The following is a 22,602-nucleotide window of genomic DNA, read 5'->3' on the forward strand; positions in this document are numbered from 1 at the left end:
CCATGAGCGCGCTGACGTCACCGAAGACCTACACCGGCCTGGCAGCCTTCCAAGCCGCCGACGCAGTGCTGTGCGCCATCCCGGTGCCCTACATCGCCAAAGCACTCGACACCGTGCAGGTCCCGCAAGAGATCCGGCCGGTCCTGCCGATCGTCAAAGCCGCTTCCGCGGTCGGCCTGCTGTCGGTGCACCGGTTTCCGGGCCTGGCACGGCTGACCACCGCGGCGTTGACGTTGTATTTCGTCCTGGCGGTCGGTGCGCACATCCGGGTGCGCGACAGCATCGTCAACACCGTGCCGGCCGCGTCGTTCCTGGCCCTGTTCGCGGCGATGACGCTGCGCGGGCCGCGCCGAGACGGCTGAGCTCAACGGCGCCGACCCGCCGCGCCCGGCTCCGCAGCGCTTGCGATCGACGCTAGGGCTGCCCCGGAAGCAGTCGCACCATCAGCCCCTGCGCCTCGGCCAGCACGGTGCCGTCGGAGTCGGTGAGCTCGGCGGTGATGAACGCCTTGCGCCCCTCGGCCTTGTCGATCCGGCCGTGCACCAGCAGTGGGGTGTCGATCGGGGTGACCTTGCGGTAGTCGACATGCAGGAATGCCGTCCGGCTGATCGGGCGGTTCGCGGCGTGCACCACCATCCCGAACATCCAGTCGAACAGCAGCGGCAGCACGCCGCCGTGCACCGCGGAGTTGCCGCCCACGTGGAAACGGCTGAACGATCCCGTCATCGAGACGCCGTCGGCCTCAAACCGGCTGATCCGCCACGGCGGCAGCAGCAGGCTGCCCATGCCCGGCATCGACGGTGCCCGCCCGGCCGGGGCGACGCCCGCGGGTGCCAGGTACTTCTCCAACAACCCGACCAGCGCTTCGACGCGGTCAGCGGCGTCGTCCCAGGTGGCGTCGTCGGGGTCGGTCGACACCGCCAGGTCTTGCAGGCGCCGCATGGTGGTGACGAACCGCTCGAAACCAGGGCTCGGGTCGACGACCCCGTAGTCGGGGAAACCGCCGTGGTTGGCGTAGTCGGGATCGGTGGCCGGGTCGTCCGCGCCGGCCAGCGGCTGTCCCTCGCTCACGCGCCGCCGCCCCTCACGACGTCGCGTCGCACAATGGTCTGCTCGCGTCCGGGACCGACCCCGATGCACGAGACCTGGGCGCCGGCGATCTCCTCGAGCCGTGACACGTAGTCGCGTGCGTTGGCGGGCAGGTCCTCGAAGGTGCGGGCCCCGGAGATGTCCTCCCACCAGCCCGGCAGTTCCTCATAGATCGGCTCGGCACGCGCAAATTCTTCCTGGGTCATCGGCAGCTCGTCGGTGCGCTTGCCGTCGACGGTGTAGCCGACACAGACCGGCACGGTCTCCAGGCTGGAGAGCACGTCGAGCTTGGTCAGGAAGTAGTCGGTGATGCCGTTGACCCGGGTGGCGTAACGAGCGATCACCGCGTCGAACCAGCCGCATCGCCGCTGGCGCCCGGTGGTCACCCCGACCTCACCACCGGTCTTGGACAGGTATTCGCCGTAGGAGTCGAACAGCTCGGTGGGGAAGGGCCCCGAGCCGACTCGCGTGGTGTAGGCCTTCAGGATGCCCAGCACCGTGGTGATGCGGGTCGGTCCGACGCCGGAGCCCACCGCCGCGCCGCCCGCGGTCGGGTTGCTCGACGTCACGTACGGGTAGGTGCCGTGGTCGACGTCGAGCAGGGTGCCCTGCGAGCCTTCCAGCAGCACGTTCTCACCGCGGTCCAGCGCGGCACCCAGCAGCAGGCTGGTGTCGGCGATGCGGTGCTTGAAACCCTCGGCCTGCTCCAACAGGTCTTCGAGCACCTGTTCGGGTTCCAGTGCCTTGCGGTTGTAGATCTTGACCAGCACCTGGTTCTTGAAATCCAGGGCGGCCTCGATCTTCTGGGCCAGCGACTCGTGGTCGAGCACGTCGGCGACCCGGATCCCGATCCGCGCGATCTTGTCCTGGTAGCAGGGCCCGATGCCGCGACCGGTGGTGCCGATCTTCTTGCTGCCCATGTAGCGCTCGGTGACCTTGTCGATGGCCACGTGATAGGGCATCAGCAGATGCGCATCGGCGGAGATCAGCAGCCGCGAGGTGTCCACGTCACGGCGTTCCAGGCCGGCCAGCTCGTCGAGCAGCACCCCCGGATCGACCACCACACCATTGCCGATGACGTTGGTGACGTGCGGCGACAAGACCCCGGACGGGATCAGGTGCAGCGCGAAATTCTCCCCGGTGGGCAGGACCACCGTGTGGCCGGCGTTATTGCCGCCCTGGTAGCGCACCACCCACTGCACTCGTTCACCGAGTAGGTCGGTCGCTTTACCTTTGCCCTCGTCGCCCCACTGGGCGCCGATGACGACGATTGCCGGCATGGAATTCTCGCTAACTGTCTTGGCTTACTGTGGTCCAGCCGGTGACTGAGCCTATCTGAAGAGATTCACAAGGAGCGTGTTGAACGCCACTAACGGCACCAGGAGCCTGAAGAGGCCGCCCGAAACCGCCGTCTTGCTGTTTGCCGGACGGCCACTGCCACGCCCCTTGCGGGGGCTGCCGACAGTGCCGGTCGGCGACACTACGGGCGCCGGTGACCTGGATGCCGCCATCGCCCGTTATCGCAGGTTGGTGGTGGTAGGCGGCGACGCGGAGCTGGCGCAGACGTTGACCCGGCTGCTGCGCACCGACCGGCTCGACGTCGAGCTCGGTTACGCACCGCGACGGCGCACGCCGGCCACCGCGGCCTACCGGCTGCCGGCCGGGTGGCGGGCCGCGCGGCGGTCCCGGCGGGGTACCGCTGCGCCAGTGCCACTGATCCGCGACGACGCCGGCACCGCCCTGGTGGGTGTTGGCCGGTGGCTGCCGGTGGACGGCGCCGCCGTGCTGCGCGGTGAGGGAATCGTCGACGACGCCGCCCTGTTCGACGGCGAGGTGAGCGCGGTGCTGATCGAGCCGATGGGCACCGCACCGGGCGTGCGCGCCGGCGTCCCGGACCGGCGCGGCCGGGTACGACGCTGGGTGGCTGGGCGCGCGGCCCAACTGGGCACCACCGGTGCTCTGGTGGTGCGCGACGGCAGCTACAGCAGCCGGACGGTGAAGCGGTCTACCTTTTATCGGCACATCGAGGACTGGCTGCTGGTCGGCTAGCTTCTACTGCGTGAACGTGCATCCCCTACGCGGCCAGGCGGTACGGCCCAGCCCGGTGTTCCTGGCGCTGGTGGCCTTGACCGCCCTGGGTGGTGTGTTGGCGTGGCGGGCCGGTGAAGAGATCCGGCCGCTCGCCTACGCCGGGGTGTTCGTGTTCGTCATCGCCGGCTGGCTGGTCTCGTTGTGTCTGCACGAGTTCGGCCACGCCTACACCGCCTGGCGGTTCGGTGACCACGGCGCGCAGATGCGCGGCTATCTGACCCTCAACCCGCTGCGCTACACCCATCCGGGGCTGTCGTTGGTGCTGCCGATGCTGTTCATCGTGCTGGGCGGCATCGGCCTACCGGGCGGGGCGGTCTTCGTGCAGACGTCGTTCATGACGCCGCGACGGCGCACCCTGGTCAGCCTGGCGGGTCCGGCGGCCAACCTGGTGCTGGCCGTGCTGCTGTTGGGCGCCACGCGAGCCTTCTACGACCCCGCACACCCGGTGTTCTGGTCCGGGGTGGCGTTCCTGGGCTTCCTGGAGCTGACCGCGGTGGTGCTGAACCTGCTGCCGATACCGGGGCTGGACGGTTATGGGGCGCTCGAGCCGCACCTGAGTCCGGCGACCCGCCGCGCCGTGGCGCCCTTCCAGCAGTGGGGCCTGCTGGTGCTGCTGGTGTTGTTGCTTGCCTCGCCGGTGCTGAACCAGAAGTTCTTCGCACTGGTGTTGTGGTTCTTCGACCTGTTCGACGTGCCGCGGCTGTTGGTGTCGTGGGGTCTGAGCCTGACGCAGTTCTGGAGCACCTGGTTCTGAGTTCCCGGCCGTGATCCCGGCGGGCGTGAACCCGACTTCACGCCCGGCAGCGGGCCAGTCCGCCTATATTCACCTCCCATGGGCGCCGGTCACGATCACCGTCACACCGACTCCCGCCTGTCTCGCATGGTCGTCGGCGCCGCCATCCTGAGCGCCTTCTTCGTCATCGAACTGACCACCGCCATCACCATCAACTCGATGGCACTGCTGGCCGACGCGGGCCATCTGCTGACCGACCTGGCCGCCCTGTTCATGGGGGTGGCGGCGGTGATGCTGGCCCGGCGCGGCAGTACGTCACCGTCGCGCACCTACGGCTGGCACCGCGCCGAGGTGTTCACTGCGGTCGCCAATGCGGTGCTGCTGATCGGGGTAGCGACCTTCATCCTCACCGAGGCGATCCGCCGCATCGGCACGGCGCCGGACGTGCCGGGTGTACCGATGGTCGTGGTCGCCCTGGCCGGGCTTGCCGTCAACATCGGCGTCGCCCTGCTGCTGCGTTCGCAGTCTGCCGAGAGTCTCGCGGTGCGCGGCGCGTACATGGAGGTGGTCGCCGACACCGTCGGCAGCGTGGGCGTGCTGATCGCCGGCGTGGTCACCCTCACCACCACCTGGCCCTACGCCGACGTGGTGGTCGCGGTCTTCGTCGCGCTGTGGGTGTTGCCGCGCGCGTTCGCGCTGGCTGGGGCGGCACTGCGGATCCTGTCGGAGGCCTCACCCAGCCACATCGACGTAGCCGAACTCCGCGCGGCGCTCGCCGCCGTCGACGGCGTGACCGACGTGCACGACCTACACGTGTGGACGTTGGTTCCGGGCCAGGACATGGCCACCGCCCACCTGGGCACCAGCGCCGACACCGGGCGCGTACTGGCCGAGGCTCGGGCTGTGCTGGCCGCTCGCGGGTTGACCCACGCCACCGTGCAGGTGGAACCTGCCGGGCAGGGTGGCCGCTGCCCACTCGGCTGCTGATGCCCTAGCGGGGGTCAGCTCAGGCCCAGCGGCGAGCGGGCGGTGTGGTCGCAGTCGTCGAGCAGAGCCAGACAACGCGTCACCTCGTCGGTCTCCCCGATGCTGTCGGCGGCACGCGCCAGCGCGGCCACACACCGCAAAAAGCCCCGGTTGGGTTCATGCGCGTACGGCACCGGCCCGTAGCCCTTCCACCCGTTGCGGCGCAGCTGGTCCAGGCCCCGGTGGTAGCCGGTGCGTGCATACGCGTAGGCGGTGACCGCGTTGCCCTCGGCCAGTGCCGCTTCGGCCAGCGCCGCCCACGCCACCGAGGCCGCCGGATGCGCGGCCGCGACAATCGCGGGGTCCTGGTTGGCCCGCAGGCCGGCCTCGGCTTCGGGGTCGCCGGGCAGCAAGATCGGATCGGGCCTGAGGAGATCACCGGTGAGAGTCACATCGTCCATTCTGCCGTGCCGTCCATGGCCAGCCACTCCAGCAAGCCGGCGCCTCGCTCAGTAAACTAGCGGCAGCCGATCCGAAACAGCCGGCGGACATTGGAGGATCAGCCACTCATGCCAAACCCACCGGAACCGGATGCCACCGAGCCGACCGACGACGCCGCTCCCACGGAGCAACCCGACGGCGACGATCAGGTCACCGAGATCCAGCCCGTCACCTCAGCGGACGACGAGACCGCGACGGCCATCCTCGCGGAAACACCCGCGGAAGCCGACGCCGTCACCGAGGTGATCACCACCGAGGCCACGCCCCAGGAACCCGGGCCCGATGGATCACCGGAGCGCCGGTTCACCGCACCCGGGTTCGACGCGGGGCACACCGAAGTCATACCGTCGGTGGGCGATGCGGACACCGAACTGATCGCCCAGCAAAGCGATGACGCGGGAAAGGCCATCCCGCAACAGATTCCGGCTCGGGTCGGCGGCAAACTGCCCTCTACCGTCTCCCGCAGCTGGGGCTGGGTGATGGCGGTGATCCTGATCATCCTGGCGCTCGCGGTCATCGCGGTGCTGGGCACGCTGTGGCTTACTCGCGACACTCGGCAGGCCGCCTCGCAGGAAGAGCACGTCCGCGCCACCATTCAGAACTTCGACGTCGCCATGCAGAACGGTGACCTGGCCGCATTGCGCAGCCTGACTTGCGGCGACATCCGCGACCGCTACGTCAACTACGACCAAAAGGCTTGGGACGACACCTACCGCCGGATTGCGGCAGCCAAGCAGTACCCGGTGGTCGCCAGCATCGACGAGGTGGTGGTCAACGACGGTCAAGCCGAAGCCAACGTCACCGCCTTCATGGCCTACGAGCCGCGGGTCCGCTCAACCCGCAGCTTCGACCTTCAGTTCCGCGACGACCAGTGGAAGATCTGCCAGTCGCACGGCAGCTAGCACGCTTCGTTGACTCTGCGCCTACGGCGGGGGTTACTCGAACTTTCCCGCCGTGGACGCAGAGTCAACGACTCAGGCCAGGCTCTTGCCGGCGCTGTGCAGGTCGTTGCAGGCCTCGATGACGCGCTCGGTCATGGCGGCCTCGGCCTTCTTGAGGTAGCTGCGCGGGTCGTAGACCTTCTTGTTGCCCACCTCGCCGTCGACCTTGAGCACGCCGTCGTAGTTGGTGAACATGTGCGCGGCCAGCGGGCGGGTGAACGCGTACTGGGTGTCGGTGTCGACGTTCATCTTCACCACCCCGTAACGCAGCGCCTCCTCGATCTCGGACTTCAGCGAGCCCGAGCCGCCGTGGAAGACGAAGTCGAACGGCTTGGAGCCGTCGGCCAGGCCCAGCTTGGCGGACGCCACCTTCTGACCCTCGGCCAGGATGTCCGGGCGCAGCTTGACGTTGCCCGGCTTGTAGACGCCGTGCACGTTGCCGAAGGTGGCGGCCAGCAGGTACTGGCCCTTCTCACCGGCGCCCAGGGCGGCGACGGTCTTCTCGAAGTCTTCGGGCGAGGTGTAGAGCTTCTCGTTGATCTCGGCTTCCACGCCGTCCTCTTCACCGCCGACCACGCCGATCTCGACCTCGAGGATGATCTTGGCGGCCACGGCCTGGGCCAGCAGCTCCTGGGCGATGTCCAGGTTCTCGTCGATCGGCACTGCCGAGCCGTCCCACATGTGCGACTGGAACAGCGGATTCTCGCCGGCCTTGACGCGCTCGGCTGAGATCGCCAGCAGCGGCCGCACGAAGCCGTCCAGCTTGTCCTTCGGGCAGTGGTCGGTGTGCAGGGCCACGTTGATCGGGTACTTGGCGGCGATCACATGGGTGAACTCGGCCAGCGCCACCGCACCGGTCACCATGTCCTTGACGCCCAGGCCGGAGCCGAATTCGGCGCCGCCGGTGGAGAACTGGATGATGCCGTCACTGCCCGCGTCCGCGAAGCCCTTGATCGCCGCGTTGATGGTCTCCGACGACGTGCAGTTGATCGCGGGGAATGCGTACGCGTTCTCCTTGGCGCGGCCCAGCATCTCGGCGTAGATCTCGGGGGTGGCGATGGGCATGGGAACTCTCTCCTCTGAGCTGTCCGAAACTGCCCTCGAGTATCGCAGGGGCGGTTTCACCGGTGGCCCCCGGTATGTTGGTGCGTCATGAGCACCACCGCGGTCGCGATGCCGGGCCTGCTGGACCCGATGTATTGGCTGGGTGCCGGGGGCATCTTCCACGGCGCCGTACTGCCGGCCATCCTGGTGGTGGTCTTCATCGAGACCGGCCTGCTGTTCCCGCTGCTGCCGGGCGAATCACTGCTGTTCACCGGTGGCCTGCTGGCCGCCAAGGGGCTGGCCCCCGACATCTGGATCTTGGCGCCCGCGGTCGCCGTGGTGGCGGTGCTGGGCGATCAGTGCGGCTACTTCATCGGCCGGCGGATCGGGCCGGCGCTGTTCAAAAAGGAAGACTCTCGCTTCTTCAAGAAGCACTACGTCACCGAGTCGCACGCGTTCTTTGAGAAGTACGGGCCGTGGGCGATCATCCTGGCCCGGTTCGCGCCGTTCGTCCGGACGTTCGTGCCGGTGGTGGCGGGAGTGTCCTACATGCGCTACCCGGTGTACCTGGCGTTCGACATTGTCGGCGGCATCCTGTGGGGCGCCGGGGTGACGACGTTGGGGTACTTCCTGGGCAACGTGCCGTTCGTCCACGAGAACCTGGAAAAGATCATCCTGGTGATCCTGTTCGTGTCGATGATCCCGGCGTTCATCGCCGCGGCGAAGGCCTACCGCAGCCGCCGCGCCCCGTCTGTCGACGCTGACTCTGCGCTCACGGCGCAAAAGTCCGAGTAGACCGCGCCCTCAGCGCAGAGTCAACGAGCCGGCGGGCCGGCCGCGACGTTGTGCGCAGCCTCCATCAGCATCCAGCCGCCCAACTGCACCGACAGGTCCCGTTCGGGGATCTCGGACTCACGCACCGCACCGGCGATGGAAGTGGCCACCGCGCCGTCGGCCCGGGGCACCTCGGCGATCTGGTCCCAGGACGCCCCGAACAACGGCAGCCCGTCGACCGATTGCCGGTAATCCCACGCCGATTTCGCCGACGACAGCACCAGTTTGCCGGCGGTGTCGCGCGCCTGCGCGTCGGCGGCGGACTCGCCCGGCAACGCGGTGGCGACCAACGCAAGGTAGCGGGCGGTGATCCCGGCGAACAGCCCGCCGTCGCCGCCGCCGGCGCCCTTGATCACCCCGCCCGGGGCCATCTGCTTGCTGACCGCGGCCACCAGCCGGTGCACGCGAGCGGCGTGCCGCTGCGCTCCGGTGCGCGCCGCCAGTTCGGTCTCCAGCCCGAGCACCACGCCTTGGCAGTAGGTGTACTCGGCGCGCACCAGCGAACCCTCCCTGATGCCGTCGAACACCAGGTCGGTGTCCGGGTCGATCAGGGTGGCGTCGATCCAGTCGCCCATCTGCTGGGCGCGCTCCAGCCACCCGGGCTCGCGGGCCAGAAAGATCCCGGCCGGACCGTTGGCGGGGGCGTTGAAGAAGGGGGGCTCGGCGTCCTTACGCTCCTTCCTCCATGGAATGCCGCCGCCGGCTTCGGGCATCCATGAGTCAGTCAGCTCGCGGGTCAGGGTGCCCAGGGCACGGTGCCGGTCGAGGCCGGTGACCAGGCAGGCCCGTTGGATTGCCAGCGCCAGCCAGGCCATGTCGTCGTAGTAGGCGTTGGTCCAGCGGCCCACGTTGCGCAGACGGTGCGTGCGGATCTGCCGTTTGATCCGGGTCACCCGTTCGGGTTGCGGGTCACGCAGCTGGGCGTCGACCAGGCAATCGATCAGGTGCGCCTGCCACCAGTAGTGCCAGTGCGGGGCGCGCCGGATCGGCGGCCAGGCGACCACACCGAGCTGGGTGCCTGGCAGATGCCAGAGCGACTTGAGATGCCTCGCGATGACGGCAGCTTCGGCGCTTTCGGCGCGATTCGCCCAGAGGAGATCCATAGCCGTTGATCCTGCCCTACCAGGCCTGATCGAGGTGGCCATGACGGCTGATCCAGGCGTGCATCACGATCCCGGCGGCCACCCCGACATTGATACTGCGGGTCGAGCCGAACTGGGCGATGGACACCGTCAGGTCCGCGCCGGCACGAGCCTGGTCGCTGATACCGGGGCCTTCACTGCCGAACACCAGCAGACAGTCGACCGGCAGGGCGGTCTGCTCCAGGCGCACCGCCCCGGCCACGTTGTCCACCGCGACGACGGTGAGCCCCTGCTGGGCAGCGAATTCCAGGAGATCGGCGGCTGTTTCGTGATGGGCCAGCCGCTGGTAGCGGTCGGTGACCATGGCGCCGCGCCGATTCCAGCGCCGACGCCCGACGATGTGCACGGTGTGCACGGCAAACGCGTTGGCGGTGCGCACCACCGAACCGATGTTGGCGTCGTGCCCGAAGTTCTCGATCGCGATGTGCAGCCGATGCCGGCGGCGGTCGATGTCGGCGACGATCGCCTCGCGGGTCCAGTAGCGGTAGGCGTCGACGACGTTGCGGCGGTCACCCTCGCGCAGCAGTTCCGGGTCGTAGCGGGCGTCGCTCGGCAGTGGCCCCTGCCAGGGTCCGACGCCGTTGGCCGGCGAGAACCACTCGGTAGGGCCCGGCGGTTCAGCGAGGCTCGACGGAGGAGAGGCGAAGCTGGGACCGCCGCATGAATCGGGCTGGTCCGACGGCTCGTTCACGAGGTGGTCCACACGGCGGCGTGCGTACCCACCACCGACACCGAGGGGTAGAGCAGCGCGGCGTTGATCTCCCCGTGCGTGCACAGCGAGGTCGGCACGTGCACCGAGTTCAGCGACGCCTCCGGCAGGATCAACACCGACGACCCGGCCGCGACGCAGTCCGCCCCCAGCCCAGGCATCGGCGTCGACGGTCCGGCGATCAGCATCAACGGTCCGCCACGCGCCTGGGCGTCGTCGCGGTACTGCGTAGCCACCGCGTCGACGGACAGGTTCAGCACCATATAACCGTTGCCGGTGAATGCCTTTGGGTCACCAAGTGCCGTCGGTGCCAGCGGCACGCCGTCGGCCCGATAGGCCGCCACGCCCTGCGCGGTGAGCAGCAGACCGGTGTCACCGGGGTTGACCGGCGCCAGGCCCACCGGGAACGCGGCAGCGTAGGCCACCGTCGTGTCTTTGATCCGGTCGGCGGGCGAGTAGACATACACCCCGCGCACCGCACTGCGCTCCTTGAGCGGACCCAGACACACGGTCCCGTTCAACCGGTCGGATTCCTTGCCCGACAACGGTGTCGGCACGAACTCCCCCAGCAGTTTGCAGCTGCCCACTCCGGTGACCTCGACCGGGTGCGCGGGCGTGCCGTACACCCCGAACCGCAGATCGCCGGCCGCTGCGTGTCCAGCGTCGGCGTCGGCGACCTGGGCCTTGACGTCGATCAGCGCGTAGTCAAGCTCCCAGCGCAGGTTGGACAGGGTCATCTGCCAGCCCAGAACGGTGATCTCCGAACCGATTCGGGCGCCCTCGGACCCGAAGGGGCCGGTCGGGCCGGAGCCCGAGCAGGCCGCGACGCAGGTGACGGCCAACGCCGATATCAGCGCGATGAGTCTCCGCACGACCGTCCTCGGGGTGTTCAGTCCAGGCCCAGCTCGGCCAGGCCGAGCACACTGCGGTACGGCACGCCCTCGGCCTCGATGGCCTCGGCCGCGCCGGTGGCACGATCGACCACGGTGACCACTCCGACGACGTGTCCGCCTGCCTCACGCACGGCGCGCACCGCGGTCAGCGCCGACCCACCGGTGGTGCTGGTGTCCTCCACCACCAGAACCGGTTGGCCGGCCACGTCGAACCCTTCGATAAGGCGTTGCATGCCATGGGCTTTCACCGACTTACGCACCACGAATGCATCGATCGGGCGGCCCGCGGCGTGCATGACGGCGGTCGCCACCGGGTCCGCACCCAGGGTCAGGCCGCCCACGGCGGCGTAGTCCCAGTCATCGGTGAGTTGGCGGACCAACCGCCCGATCAGGGCGCCGGCGCGATGGTGCAGGGTGGAACGCCGAAGGTCGACGTAGTAGTCGGCCTCGGCGCCCGAGGACAGCGTCACGCGGCCGTGCACCACCGAAAGCTGGCGCACCAGCGCGGCGAGCTCATCGCGTTCGTCGTTGTTAAGTGCGGCCACGGCCCCTCCCGAACGTGTTGGTCAGCGTCCGCGACAGCCCGCGCGGAATGAGCCGACTGGCGCCTACCAATGTCTTGTATTGCAGACCCGGAACGCTGACCACCTCGCCGCGAGCGACGTCGGCCAGACTGGCCGCGACCACGTCGTCGACCTCCATCCACAGAAACGACGGCAACGTGGCCATGTCGATCCCGGCGCGCTCATGGAACTCGGTGTGCACATAGCCCGGGCAGACCACGTGGATTCCGACGCCGGTGCCCTGCAGGCCGCCGGCCAGTCCTTCGGTAAACGACACCACCCAGGCCTTCGAGGCCGAGTACGTCGAACCGCGTCCGGACAGCAGCCCGGCGACGCTGGCGATGTTGATGACGGTGCCGGCGCCTGCCTCGACCATCGCGGGCAGCGCGGCTCGGGTCAGCTGCATCACCGCGGTGACGTTGACGTCCAGTTGCGACTGCAGCAGGGCGGGGTCGGCGGTCCAGAACTCACCGGACGTGCCGAACCCGGCGTTGTTGACCAGCACCCGCACCCCGGCGCGCAGCCGCTCGGCCACTGTGGCGCGGCCGGCGGCGTCGGCCAGGTCGGCGGGCAGCACCTCGACGGCACCGCCGTGGCTGCCACGCAGTTCGGTTGCCAGGGTCTCCAGGCGCTCGACGTCGCGGGAGACCAAGACCAGGTCATATCCGTCGGCGGCGTAGCGGCGGGCATAGCCGGCGCCCAACCCCGAGGTGGGCCCGGTGACCACGGCGACGGGGCGAGACATGCCCGTCAGAGTAGCGAAGCCGGCGGTGCCGGCCGTCGTCGGATGTCAGCGCTGATAGTGCGCGGTCTGGCGTCCGTTGCGACCGCCGGGTGCGTGCAGCACGTCCGAGGAACTATCTCGGCTCGTCCGGCGGCGCTGCTGCGGCTCGGCGGCCGAGGCGGCGTTGCCCGGTGCCGGCGTGGCAGCTCGCGGCGCCGACGGAAGCTGCTCGGCTTCGCTGTCGTCCGCCGCCTCCGCGGCACTCGCCGACGAGCCCAGCGGACGGCTGGGTTGGCCGTTGCGGCGGCCCGTTGCGGCGGCAGCGGCTTCGGCGGGCTGGCGCCGCGGGTTCGGCGGCAGCACCCGCAACAGGTCGTTGAACTGGCGGACGCTGCGCAGTCCCTCGTCCCACTGAGCGCGGGTGCTGGTGATGGGCATGCTCACCAGCGTCCAGTTCGCCTCGTTCCACAAGATTTCCGCGCAGTCCGGGGCGGTATGGGCGAACGTGACCATCCGCCGGTCGCAGGCCCGCCTCGCCGCGTCGAGGTTGGTGGAGTACACCATCCGCGGGCCGATGGCCCCGAGCAGCCAGATGTCGTTCTCGCGCGGCTCCTTGAGGCCCTTGAGCCGCACGTCGACGACGACGTTGGTGCTGACCTTGCGGTGCAGGGCGATCACCGTCGCCACTTCGTCCAGGTCGAAGATGTAGACGGCCTCACCGCGGATCTGGCCGAGCACGACGTTGCGCACCGGCGCCTCGCCCACCGTCGACATCACGCCGCGTTTCCAGCGGTGCAGGATCTCGGCGGATTCCGGTTCGAAGTCGAAACCGTGCGAACGAGCCCAGGACTTACGGCGCCGACTGCGGCCGCGCCGCTGGTCGATGTCCACGTACAGCAATACCGCCGCGCCGACGAAACACAGCGCGGACAGCGTGAACCAAAGCGGGACCATTGGGCCTAGCGTATCTGTTCTCCGGCGCGATCGACGAATGTCCTCAGGTCACAACCCTGTATCACCGCGGCGCTACGGCGTCACGACGTTGTTCGGAACGATGTGCATCGACCCGTCACCGGCCGTCGAGACGTATACCTCGTTCTGCTGGAACAGCCAGTTACCGGTGTTCATCGAGCTACCTGACACGATCGTCGGGCTGTTGGACGAGGTCGAATTCACCGTGTAGTCGTACAGCAGGGTGCCGCCCTTGGTGGGGTCGCCGGTGTACACGCTGACCTGCTGGCCGGGGGCCAGTACGTCTCCCGCGCTTCCGTTCGTCAGGCTTACCGGGATCGTCCCGTTCACCCCACCGGAATCCATGACCGAGCTCACCTGGGTGGCCGTGTGGCCTCCGTCGAACGACACGTACAGGGGCGCATTCGGCGAGCCCTCGACCGTGACTCCGCCGGTCAGCGGGTCGGCACCGAACGTCAGGGTGCCGGCGTGTTGGTTGATCAGCACCCCGTCGCCGAGCGCACCCGGTAGCGCGGTGGTCGGGATGCTGCCGGGACTGGGACCGACGGCATTCGCCCCAATGCCCAGAATGCCGTCGGCGTTGCCGCCGAGGTAAGAACTGAGAGTCCAGTCCCCGTTGAGCAGGGAAGTGAGGCTGACCGGGAACGCGAACAAGACGGCATCGACATCGGTCGTGCCGCTGGTGACCGTGTCCCCGGCGGCGTCGGTGAAACCCACCGTGGTGGGCAGCTCGGTATAGAAATAGCCCAGCGAGTTGCCGTACTCGCCATATTGGATTGTGGGGAGCCCGGAGAGATCCGACCAGTTGATGCCGGACCAGTTGATGTCCCAGATCGGCATGACCAGACCAGCCGAGCCGGTGTCGACAAGCACCGACGACTCCGGGCCACCGCCCACCGAGACGTTCACCACCGGCTCGGTATCACTGTTGATCTGCAGCGGAACGGTGAAGCTGTCCGGGACGCCGACATCTGAGCCGGAGGCGGCGGCACTGCCGGCCACGCTCGCGTCGGCGGCCCCACCGAAGATCCACTGCTCAAGATCGTTGATCGGGGTGAAGACGACGTTCTGGTACCAGCCGTCGAACAGCGTGTCTATCGAGGCCAGGGCGGAACCGGGGTCGGTGTCTGCGGCGATACCGGGGTCCATCGCGCTGAGGGCGTCGATGATGGGCTGGAACAGGTCATCGATGTCGGCGTGAGCCGGCGGCGCGGGAATTCCCAGCGCCAGGGACACCCCGGCCGCCGCGGCGACACCGATCATCCGTCGACGAGCTGCCATCTCCGAAACCTCCCCCGCGTGAGGTCACGGACACCCGCTGAGCCGTAACCAACCGCGGTCAGCTAACCCACCCAGGGGCGCAGAACACCAGGGGATTCAGCCAAGAAAGAGCCAAAAATCGGTTGGGAAGCTCACCCGACTCCCGGCCACCACCTCATCAGGGTTCGATGGGGGTGCCGCCGATGATGGTCTGCCCGCCGGGTACGCCGTAGTTGATGTAGACGGGCTGCTGGCCGAAGAGCCAGTTACCGGTGTTCATGTTGTTACCGCCCACCACGAACGGGCTGCGAGTGGCTTCATCCGTTGGCGACGGGAGCATCGAGTTGACCTTGTACTCGTACAGCAGCGTCGTGCCGTCCTTGGCGTAGACCGAGATGATCGTCCCGTCAGGCAGCTTTCCGTCGGCCGTCGGCGTGATGCCACCGAGCGCCGAGGACGGCATGGTGCCGTACACCCCGCCGGAGTCGATCACCCCGCGGACATTCGTGAGCGGTCCGTCATTGAGCTGCACCTTCAGATCCGCCCACGGTGCACCCTGGATGACGGTTCCGCCCTCATACGGGTTGTCCCCGAAGATCAGTTTGCCGCCCGGCTGGTCGATCAGCACGCCGTTGCCGAGGTTGCCCGGCAGATCGGCGGTCGGAATGTGGTCGGGGGTGGGTCCGAGCGCGTTGGGTCCGATGCCCAAGATCCCGGTGGAGGAGCCGGCCAGGTAGCTCTCAATGGACCACGGACCCAAGAGGTTGAAGTCCGCCGGGAACGCGAACAGCACCGCATCCACGGTGGTGTCCGCGGTGAGGGTGTCGCCGTTCTCACCGGTGAAGGTCACCGTGGTGGGCAGTTCCAGATAGAAGTAGTTCAACGCACCGCCGAATTGACCGATGTTGAAACCGGTGGGCAGGCCCGTGATGCCGAACGGGTTGATGTTCCAGATCGGGATGACCAGCCCAGCAGCACCGGTGTCGACCAGCACCTCGGTCTGTGCGCCGCCGCCCACCGAGACGTTGATCACCGGTTGGGTGTTGAGATTGACTTCCATCGGGACGGTGAAGCTGTCGGGCAGGTTGTCACTGTCCGGGCCGTAGGCAACGGCACTGCCAGGAAGGGCGTCACCGAACAGCCACGGCGCGATGCTGTTGAGCGGGTTGTAGACGAGATCCTGGTACCAGCCGTTGAACAGGGTGTCCAACGAGGACAGCGCAGAACCCGGGTCGGTGTCTGCGGCGAGGCCGGGGTCAACCCAACTGATCGCGTCGATGATCGGCTGGAACAGGTCGTCCCAGTCAGCCTGAGCGGCCGGGGCGGGCGCACCCAGTGCCAGGACCGCCCCCACGGCACCGACGGCACCCACTAGGCGATGGCGACGAGCTGACATGGCTACCCTCCGGATGAACAACGGTGCAGGAATACACCGGAATTTCTCAGTAACCGCTAGGCTAACCGATCAGCTTCGACACCGCATCCGCAAAGGAGCGCTGGACAACGACAGGCCCCCCGGAACTGCTTCCGGGGGGCCTTATCGTGAGGGGAATCTCAGCCCAGGACCAGCGACTCGCCGTCCGCGCTGATGTTGATCGGCACCACGTCACCGTCGTGCACCTCGCCGGCCAGCAACATCTTGGCCAGCTGGTCGCCGATCGCCTGTTGGATCAACCGCCGCAGTGGACGCGCCCCGTAGACCGGGTCGAATCCGCGCTGGGCCAGCCACTTCTTGGCCTCCAGCGACACCTCGATGGTCAGCCGCCGCTGCGCCAGCCGCTTGGCCAACTGCTGCAGCTGGATGTCGACGATCCGCACCAGTTCCTCGGGGTCCAGGCCCTCGAAGATCAGCACGTCGTCCAGCCGGTTGATGAACTCCGGCTTGAACGCCGCCCGCACCGCGGCCATCACCTGCTCTTCGGAGCCACCGGATCCCAGGTTGGAGGTCAGGATCAGGATCGTGTTGCGGAAGTCCACGGTGCGGCCCTGTCCGTCGGTGAGCCGGCCCTCATCGAGGACCTGCAGCAGCACGTCGAACACGTCCGGGTGAGCCTTTTCGACCTCGTCGAACAACACCACGGTGTAGGGCCGGCGGCGAACCGCCTCGGTCAGCTGACCGCCCTGGTCGTAGCCGACGTAGCCGGGGGGCGCACCGACCAGGCGAGCCACCGAGTGCTTCTCGCCGTACTCGCTCATGTCGATGCGGACCATGGCCCGTTCGTCGTCGAACAGGAAGTCGGCCAGCGCCTTGGCCAGCTCGGTCTTGCCGACGCCGGTGGGACCCAGGAACAGGAACGATCCTGTGGGCCGGTTGGGGTCGGCGACCCCGGCCCGGCTGCGCCGCACCGCATCCGAAACGGCCTGCACCGGCTTGTGCTGTCCGACGACGCGCTTGCCGAGCTCCTCTTCCATGCGCAGCAGCTTGGCTGTCTCGCCTTCCAGCAGCCGGCCGGCGGGGATGCCGGTCCAGGCGCTCACCACATCGGCGATGTCGTCCGGGCCGACCTCTTCCTTGAGCATGACATCCTCGCGGGCCTGCGCATTGGGCAGCGCGGCTTCGAGTTTCTTCTCCACCTCGGGAATGCGCCCGTAGCGCAGCTCGGCAGCCTTGGCCAGGTCGCCGTCGCGCTCGGCTCGGTCGGACTCGCCGCGCAGCGCTTCCAGCTGCTCCTTGAGCTCGCGGACGATGTCGATGGCACCCTTCTCGTTCTGCCACCGGGTCGTCAGCTGCGCCAGCTTCTCCTTGTAATCAGCCAGCTCGCTGCGCAGCTTCTCCAACCGGTCCTTGGAGGCGTCATCGGATTCCTTGCTCAGCGCCATCTCTTCGATTTCCAGCCGGCGCACGAGTCGCTCGACCTCGTCGATTTCCACGGGCCGCGAGTCGATCTCCATCCGCAGCCGCGACGCGGCCTCATCGACCAGGTCAATGGCCTTGTCCGGCAAGAACCTTGCGGTGATGTAGCGGTCGGAAAGAGTGGCCGCGGCCACCAGCGCGGAGTCGGTGATGCGCACACCGTGGTGCACCTCGTAGCGGTCCTTGAGTCCGCGCAGGATGCCGATGGTGTCCTCGGCCGACGGTTCGCCGACGTAGACCTGCTGGAAACGACGCTCCAGGGCGGCGTCCTTCTCGATGTACTTGCGGTACTCCTCCAGCGTGGTGGCACCCACCAACCGCAGCTCGCCGCGCGCCAGCATCGGCTTGATCATGTTGCCGGCGTCCATCGCACCCTCGCCGGTGGCACCGGCGCCCACGATGGTGTGCAGCTCGTCGATGAACGTGATGATCTGCCCGGCGGAGTTCTTGATCTCGTCCAGCACGGCCTTGAGGCGTTCCTCGAACTCGCCGCGGTACTTGGCCCCGGCCACCATCGAGCCCAGGTCCAGGCTGACGACGGTCTTGTCGCGCAGGCTGTCCGGGACGTCGCCGGCGACGATGCGCTGGGCCAGGCCCTCAACGATCGCGGTCTTGCCGACGCCCGGCTCGCCGATCAGCACCGGGTTATTCTTGGTGCGCCGGCTCAAAACCTGCACCACCCGGCGGATTTCGGTGTCACGGCCGATCACCGGGTCCAGCTTGCCCTCGCGGGCACGCGCGGTCAGATCGGTGGAGTACTTCTCCAACGCCTGGTAGCTGGCCTCCGGGTCGGGGCTGGTGACCCGAGCGCTGCCACGCACCTTGACGAACGCCTCCCGCAACGCCTGCGGTGAAGCGCCGTGGCCGGTCAGCAGCTTGGCGACATCGGAGTCGCCGGTCGCCAGCCCCACCATCAGGTGCTCGGTGGAGACGTACTCGTCGTCGAGTTCGGTCGCCAGCTGTTGGGCCACGGTGATCGCGGCCAGCGAGTCGCGGGACAGCTGCGGTTGCGCGTTGGAACTGGCGACCTGCGGCGCCAGATCGATCAGGTGCTGCGCTTCGTTGCGGATCGTCGCCGGGTTCACACCGACCGCCTCCAGCAGCGGCGCGGCGATCCCGTCGTTCTGGGTCAGCAAGGCCTGCAACAGATGCGCGGGCCGGATTTCGGGGTTGCCGGCGGCGGTGGCCGTCTGCAAAGCCGCGGTCAGTGCTGCCTGCGTCTTGGTGGTCGGGTTGAACGAGTCCACGACACCTCCATTCGGGGTCAGAGCGGGCCGAGAAGGTCCCGCCAAAAATGCTTGTCGTGTTGTTCAACGCCGTCAAGGTTGAGTCTGTTCCGCTCAAGTCTATTTTTCTGCCGAGCGGCACTCCGCCTCAGCCCAGGCGCAGCGTGCGACGCGCGTTCTGAACCAACCGGGGTAGCCGGGAGGCGCCCATCAACGCCCGGAACAACCAACTGTCGTCCGAGGGCAGCACCCCTGCCGACTGGGTGGCATCGAGCAGGTCGAACAGTGTCTCCCCCTCATACATCAGCCCGTCGGTGTTGAAGTGGTAGCGGTCCACCGCAGTGCACTGCACGAAGGTACCGACACCGTGGATCGCCGGGGCCGACTCGTCGTAGGGGTAGAAGCGCAGGGTGCCGCTGAAGTGCCCGCTGCCGATGTAGCGAACGACGATCCGGGTCTCACCCTCCGGAGTGACGTCGAAATACACCTGCCCGGGGAGGGGGTCGTAGCGCCAGTCCGGGATGGCGTCGAGGAAGGAGAAGTTGTAGCGCTCGAATTCCTCAAGCCCGACGATGATCCGGCCGAAGGTGGTGGGGTCCTTGTAGCGCAGGTCTGGGACATAGAGCTCGTGGTTGAGCGACATGTCCCGCATCAGCCAACTCCACCAATACTTTTTGGCCCATTCGGCCGCGAAAGCCACGTCGATCCCGCGGTCGGCGTAGTAGGCGATCTTGCGGTCCAGGTCGACGAACCACTGCTGGGTCATGGCATTGAGCTCGGGTTCGGTGAGCACCTTGACCTTCCCGCCGGCCCGGTTGCCGGGAAGGAATTCCGGCAACGGCTGGCGCAGCCTCGGCTTGGTGATCGCCTCCCGAAATAGCGCTTCGTCGAACATATCCCAACCCTCCGACTAACTGGAATCGCCTGATTCCTCTATGTAAGCAGGCCCGGGAACGTATCCTCAAGCGTCCCCACGATTCGGAGGTGCGCATGGGTGGCGAAAGGGCGCCGCGGGTGTGGCGCGGCCAGACCCACGATGCCCGGTCCCAAGCACGTCGCGCTCAGCTGATCGAGGCAGGGGTGGAGCTGCTGGGCACCGGGGGCACGGCCGGGGTCACCATGCGCGCGGCATGCCGCGACGCCGGGCTCAGCCTTCGCTACTTCTATGAAAGCTTCAGTGACACAGACGAGCTGATCCTGGCCGTGTACGACCACTGCAATGCCGAGCTGCTTGCCACCATGGCCGGTGTCGCAGGCAAAGCGGCTCCGATCAGCGTGGCACTCGACAGGGCGACAGCCTATTTCGAGGAGGATCCCCGTCGGCTCCGGATCCTGTTGCGCGAGCCGCAGTCCAGCACCCTGTTGGCCGATCATCGCGCCGATGTCCTGCCTGGCCTACTGGGCGCGCTGATCGGCCCATCCGGTGTCGGCAATTCGTCTCCCGCCACCGCCGCACAAGCCATGAGTGCCAGCGCCCTGTCCGGAGCGCTCACCACGCTGGTTCTCGACTGGGCCGATGGCCGTCTGCACGTCAGCCGTGCCGAACTGGTGAAGTTCGCAGCAGACCTGGTGCGCGCCGAGCTGAGCCTGGCAAGCCCATCACAGAGTTGATTTCTGGCATGAGCTTGCGCCGGGCCGCGGACGCGTCCACAGGTACAGGACGATCCAGGCGCCGTAGCCCAGAGCCATCCCCGCGTACATGACGAGGGGATCGTCCTGGCCGTGCACGCTGAGGTAGAGCACAACACCGGCAATCAGCGCCGGCAGCACTGCCGCGCGACGCCGCAGCGCGAATGCAACCGCGACGAGCACGATCGACGCGATCAGCAGCACAGGACTGATCCGGTGCAGCGTGTAGAGCACAGTGGCGAGCCACCCCTGGGATCCGCCGGCGCCGTGCCCGGCGTGCCCCGCACCGGCCGCGACCGATGCGCCGGCGCCAAGCGCCACCAGGATCGCCGGCAGGCAACAGGCCAGCGTGCAGGTCAGTGCGGCAACCACTCCCGCCGCCCCGAATCGGCGCCCGGCGGGCTTCGACGAGCGGGGCCGGTCGCGACATTCTGACGTGGGTGACATCTCCGCCTTCCGTAGGTATCCTGTGAACCTATACCCCGTATGGGTATCTAGCAAGGGTGGTGTTCTGCGTGACCCGGCACGCGCCGCCCGTTCCGATACGGTGCAGCTATGACGACCAGCCTGGCTTCGCTATGGACCGCGTTGATACCGCTCGCGCTGGTGGTGGCCCTCTCGCCGATCACCGTCATCCCGGCCGTACTGGTGCTGCACACCGCACGCCCGCGCGAGACCGGACTGGCCTTCCTGCTCGGTTGGCTGGTGGGCCTGGCGGCCCTGACCGCCGCCTTCATCGCGATATCCGGACTGCTGGGCGGCCTGCACACGACCCCGCCGACCTGGGCGTCCTGGTTGCGGATCGTCGTCGGTACGGTGCTGATCGCGTTCGGCGTCTACCGGTGGGCGACCCGGCACGGGCACGGCGAGATGCCGCGCTGGATGCGCTCATTCACCTCGATGTCCCCGCTCCGCGCGGGCCTGACGGCCGCGGCGCTCGCCGTGATTCGGCCCGAGGTGCTGTTCATGTGTGCGGCGGCCGGCCTGGCCATCGGCAGCGCCGGACTGAGCAGAGAGGACAGTTGGCCCGCGGCCGTATTTTTTGTCGTGCTCTCCGCATCCTCGGTGCTGATCCCGATTCTGGGCTACCTGGCGGCCAGCGACCGACTCGACCCGGCACTGAACCGGCTCAAGGACTGGATGGAGCAGCAGCACGCCGCGCTGACCGCCGTCGTCCTAGTCCTCATCGGTGCGATGGTGGTCTACAACGGTATTCACGCGCTATAGGCGGCAGTGCCGCCGGCCAGCATTAAGATCGCGGCCGTGGGACTGGACGATCGCGATGCGCTGCGCGTGCTGCATGACGCGTTTGCCGTGCCATCCGACGGTTCCGGTGTTGTCGCGCAGTTCTTCACCCGATGGTTTGGCACCGACCCGTCGGTGCGTGACCTGTTCCCCGCCGACCTGACCGCCCAGCGGTCCGCTTTCGCGCATGCCATCAGCTGGGTGCTCGGAGAATTCATCGCCCAACGGGCCCAGGAACCCGTGGCGCTTTTGGCTCAACTGGGCCGTGACCACCGCAAGTACGGTGTGACGCAACGCCATTACCAGGTGGTGGGCCGAGTGCTGCTGGCTACGCTGCGTGATGAGTTGTCCGACCGGTGGACCGCAGCCATCGACGACGCCGCCCGCGAAGCGCTGAACCTGATCATCGGGGTAATGGGCGGGGCCGCCGACGCCGAAGAGGGCCCGGCGTGGTGGGACGGCACCGTCGTCGAGCACCTGCGGGTCTCCCGCGACATGGCCGTCGTGCGGATCCAGCTGGACCAACCGCTGCCCTATCACCCGGGCCAGTACGTCAAAGTCGAGGTGCCGCAGTGCCCGCGATCGTGGCGCTACTTGAGCCCGAGCATGCCCCCCGACCAGACCGGGGCCATCGAGTTTCACGTCCGCGCGGTCCCCGCCGGTCTGGTCAGCACCGCCATCGTCAACGAAACACGGCCCGGCGAGCGGTGGCGACTGTCCAGTCCCCACGGCGGATTGCATGTCGATCGCGACGCCGGTGATGTGCTGATGGTGGCCGGAAGCACCGGCTTGGCCCCGCTGCGGGCGATCATCATGGACCTGACCCGGTGGGGCGTGAATCCTCGTGTGCACCTGTTCTTCGGTGGCCGCTATCCCTGCGAGCTCTACGACCTGCCCACCCTGTGGCAGATCGCGGCGCACAACCCGTGGCTGTCGGTGACCCCTGTGTCGGAGTACGCACGCGATCCGGAATGGGCCGCCGATTACCCCGACGTGACCCCGCCGCGGGGATTGCATGTGCGGCAGACCGGGCGGTTGGCGGAGGTGGTCACCCGGTACGGCAGCTGGGGCGATCGCCAGATTCTGGTCTGCGGCGGTCCGGAGATGACGCGGGCTACCGTGTCGGCTTTGGTCGCCAAAGGAGCTCCCCCACAACACATTCAACATGACCCACTGTCGGAGTGAG

At 67.9% G+C, this 22,602-nt stretch carries 24 protein-coding genes; 9 read left to right on the top strand and 15 right to left on the bottom strand.

Features of this window, described 5'->3' with window-relative positions:
• The first annotated feature begins 2 nt into the window (after positions 1-2).
• The gene (locus ACJH5R_RS14565; protein WP_406782231.1) at positions 3-362 is read left to right on the top strand and encodes a DoxX family protein; all 360 of its coding nucleotides are present in this window, start codon (positions 3-5) and stop codon (positions 360-362) included.
• 52 nt (positions 363-414) lie between these two features.
• On the opposite strand, the gene ACJH5R_RS14570 is transcribed toward ACJH5R_RS14565, so the two are convergent.
• Together ACJH5R_RS14570 and ACJH5R_RS14575 are read right to left on the bottom strand one after the other, a co-directional pair.
• Complete coding sequence (locus ACJH5R_RS14570) at positions 415-1,053, bottom strand: PaaI family thioesterase (RefSeq protein ID WP_406782344.1); 639 nt, start codon at positions 1,051-1,053, stop codon at positions 415-417.
• A gap of 14 nt (positions 1,054-1,067) precedes the next feature.
• Positions 1,068-2,369, bottom strand: a complete 1,302-nt coding sequence (locus ACJH5R_RS14575; protein WP_406782232.1) for an adenylosuccinate synthase — start codon at positions 2,367-2,369, stop codon at positions 1,068-1,070.
• Between the two features lie 79 nt (positions 2,370-2,448).
• Here ACJH5R_RS14575 and ACJH5R_RS14580 point away from each other — a divergent pair, with 79 nt between their 5' ends.
• From ACJH5R_RS14580 to ACJH5R_RS14590, 3 genes are all read left to right on the top strand, one after another.
• Positions 2,449-3,138 carry a peptidase M50 gene (locus ACJH5R_RS14580; protein ID WP_406782233.1) on the top strand — a complete coding sequence of 230 codons (690 nt, stop codon included), beginning with the start codon at positions 2,449-2,451 and terminating at the stop codon, positions 3,136-3,138.
• A gap of 10 nt (positions 3,139-3,148) precedes the next feature.
• The gene (locus ACJH5R_RS14585) at positions 3,149-3,934 is read left to right on the top strand and encodes a site-2 protease family protein (RefSeq protein ID WP_406759804.1); all 786 of its coding nucleotides are present in this window, start codon (positions 3,149-3,151) and stop codon (positions 3,932-3,934) included.
• Positions 3,935-4,012: 78 nt separating this feature from the next.
• Complete coding sequence (locus ACJH5R_RS14590) at positions 4,013-4,900, top strand: cation diffusion facilitator family transporter (protein ID WP_406759805.1); 888 nt, start codon at positions 4,013-4,015, stop codon at positions 4,898-4,900.
• Positions 4,901-4,914: 14 nt separating this feature from the next.
• Here ACJH5R_RS14590 and ACJH5R_RS14595 read toward each other — a convergent pair whose 3' ends face one another.
• Positions 4,915-5,331, bottom strand: coding sequence for a DUF3151 domain-containing protein (locus ACJH5R_RS14595; RefSeq protein WP_406759806.1), 417 nt, complete (start codon positions 5,329-5,331; stop codon positions 4,915-4,917).
• Between the two features lie 117 nt (positions 5,332-5,448).
• Between ACJH5R_RS14595 and ACJH5R_RS14600 the strand changes: the two genes are divergently transcribed.
• Positions 5,449-6,282, top strand: a complete 834-nt coding sequence (locus ACJH5R_RS14600) for a hypothetical protein (RefSeq protein ID WP_406759807.1) — start codon at positions 5,449-5,451, stop codon at positions 6,280-6,282.
• A 72-nt stretch (positions 6,283-6,354) separates the two neighbouring features.
• Here ACJH5R_RS14600 and fbaA read toward each other — a convergent pair whose 3' ends face one another.
• Positions 6,355-7,386, bottom strand: a complete 1,032-nt coding sequence (gene fbaA, locus ACJH5R_RS14605; RefSeq protein ID WP_406759808.1) for a class II fructose-bisphosphate aldolase — start codon at positions 7,384-7,386, stop codon at positions 6,355-6,357.
• 87 nt (positions 7,387-7,473) lie between these two features.
• On the opposite strand from fbaA, the gene ACJH5R_RS14610 reads away from it, so the two are divergent.
• Positions 7,474-8,160, top strand: coding sequence for a DedA family protein (locus tag ACJH5R_RS14610; protein ID WP_406759809.1), 687 nt, complete (start codon positions 7,474-7,476; stop codon positions 8,158-8,160).
• A gap of 20 nt (positions 8,161-8,180) precedes the next feature.
• On the opposite strand, the gene ACJH5R_RS14615 is transcribed toward ACJH5R_RS14610, so the two are convergent.
• From ACJH5R_RS14615 to ACJH5R_RS14660, 10 genes are all read right to left on the bottom strand, one after another.
• Positions 8,181-9,302, bottom strand: coding sequence for a glycoside hydrolase family 76 protein (locus ACJH5R_RS14615; RefSeq protein ID WP_406759810.1), 1,122 nt, complete (start codon positions 9,300-9,302; stop codon positions 8,181-8,183).
• Between the two features lie 16 nt (positions 9,303-9,318).
• Positions 9,319-10,032: a TrmH family RNA methyltransferase gene (locus tag ACJH5R_RS14620; protein ID WP_406782234.1), complete on the bottom strand. Its 714-nt coding sequence runs from the start codon at positions 10,030-10,032 to the stop codon at positions 9,319-9,321.
• The gene (locus ACJH5R_RS14625) at positions 10,029-10,922 is read right to left on the bottom strand and encodes a hypothetical protein (RefSeq protein WP_406782235.1); all 894 of its coding nucleotides are present in this window, start codon (positions 10,920-10,922) and stop codon (positions 10,029-10,031) included. Before ACJH5R_RS14625 ends, ACJH5R_RS14620 begins: the two co-directional genes overlap by 4 nt.
• A 17-nt stretch (positions 10,923-10,939) precedes the next feature.
• Positions 10,940-11,488, bottom strand: coding sequence for an orotate phosphoribosyltransferase (gene pyrE, locus ACJH5R_RS14630; protein WP_406782236.1), 549 nt, complete (start codon positions 11,486-11,488; stop codon positions 10,940-10,942).
• Positions 11,475-12,251, bottom strand: coding sequence for an SDR family NAD(P)-dependent oxidoreductase (locus ACJH5R_RS14635; RefSeq protein WP_406759814.1), 777 nt, complete (start codon positions 12,249-12,251; stop codon positions 11,475-11,477). The genes pyrE and ACJH5R_RS14635 overlap by 14 nt, the downstream gene beginning before the upstream one ends.
• 45 nt (positions 12,252-12,296) lie before the next feature.
• Positions 12,297-13,184, bottom strand: coding sequence for a trehalose monomycolate transport factor TtfA (gene ttfA / locus ACJH5R_RS14640; protein ID WP_406782237.1), 888 nt, complete (start codon positions 13,182-13,184; stop codon positions 12,297-12,299).
• A 72-nt stretch (positions 13,185-13,256) separates the two neighbouring features.
• The gene (locus tag ACJH5R_RS14645; RefSeq protein ID WP_406782238.1) at positions 13,257-14,483 is read right to left on the bottom strand and encodes a PecA family PE domain-processing aspartic protease; all 1,227 of its coding nucleotides are present in this window, start codon (positions 14,481-14,483) and stop codon (positions 13,257-13,259) included.
• A 157-nt stretch (positions 14,484-14,640) separates the two neighbouring features.
• Complete coding sequence (locus tag ACJH5R_RS14650; RefSeq protein ID WP_406782239.1) at positions 14,641-15,858, bottom strand: PecA family PE domain-processing aspartic protease; 1,218 nt, start codon at positions 15,856-15,858, stop codon at positions 14,641-14,643.
• Positions 15,859-16,016: 158 nt separating this feature from the next.
• Positions 16,017-18,563: an ATP-dependent chaperone ClpB gene (gene clpB / locus ACJH5R_RS14655; protein ID WP_406759818.1), complete on the bottom strand. Its 2,547-nt coding sequence runs from the start codon at positions 18,561-18,563 to the stop codon at positions 16,017-16,019.
• A 127-nt stretch (positions 18,564-18,690) separates the two neighbouring features.
• A complete protein-coding gene (locus ACJH5R_RS14660; RefSeq protein ID WP_406782240.1) occupies positions 18,691-19,437 on the bottom strand; it encodes a nuclear transport factor 2 family protein in 747 nt (248 codons plus the stop codon).
• Positions 19,438-19,532: 95 nt separating this feature from the next.
• On the opposite strand from ACJH5R_RS14660, the gene ACJH5R_RS14665 reads away from it, so the two are divergent.
• The gene (locus ACJH5R_RS14665; RefSeq protein ID WP_406782241.1) at positions 19,533-20,153 is read left to right on the top strand and encodes a TetR/AcrR family transcriptional regulator; all 621 of its coding nucleotides are present in this window, start codon (positions 19,533-19,535) and stop codon (positions 20,151-20,153) included.
• Here ACJH5R_RS14665 and ACJH5R_RS14670 read toward each other — a convergent pair.
• Positions 20,142-20,618, bottom strand: coding sequence for a hypothetical protein (locus ACJH5R_RS14670; protein ID WP_406782242.1), 477 nt, complete (start codon positions 20,616-20,618; stop codon positions 20,142-20,144). The genes ACJH5R_RS14665 and ACJH5R_RS14670 overlap by 12 nt on opposite strands.
• A gap of 108 nt (positions 20,619-20,726) precedes the next feature.
• Here ACJH5R_RS14670 and ACJH5R_RS14675 point away from each other — a divergent pair, with 108 nt between their 5' ends.
• Positions 20,727-21,398 carry a GAP family protein gene (locus ACJH5R_RS14675; RefSeq protein ID WP_406782243.1) on the top strand — a complete coding sequence of 224 codons (672 nt, stop codon included), beginning with the start codon at positions 20,727-20,729 and terminating at the stop codon, positions 21,396-21,398.
• A 36-nt stretch (positions 21,399-21,434) separates the two neighbouring features.
• Positions 21,435-22,601, top strand: a complete 1,167-nt coding sequence (locus ACJH5R_RS14680; RefSeq protein ID WP_406782244.1) for an FAD-binding oxidoreductase — start codon at positions 21,435-21,437, stop codon at positions 22,599-22,601.
• Position 22,602: the final 1 nt, after the last annotated feature.

Source organism: Mycobacterium sp. SMC-19 (assembly GCF_045310815.1).
Taxonomy (GTDB): Bacteria; Actinomycetota; Actinomycetes; order Mycobacteriales; family Mycobacteriaceae; genus Mycobacterium.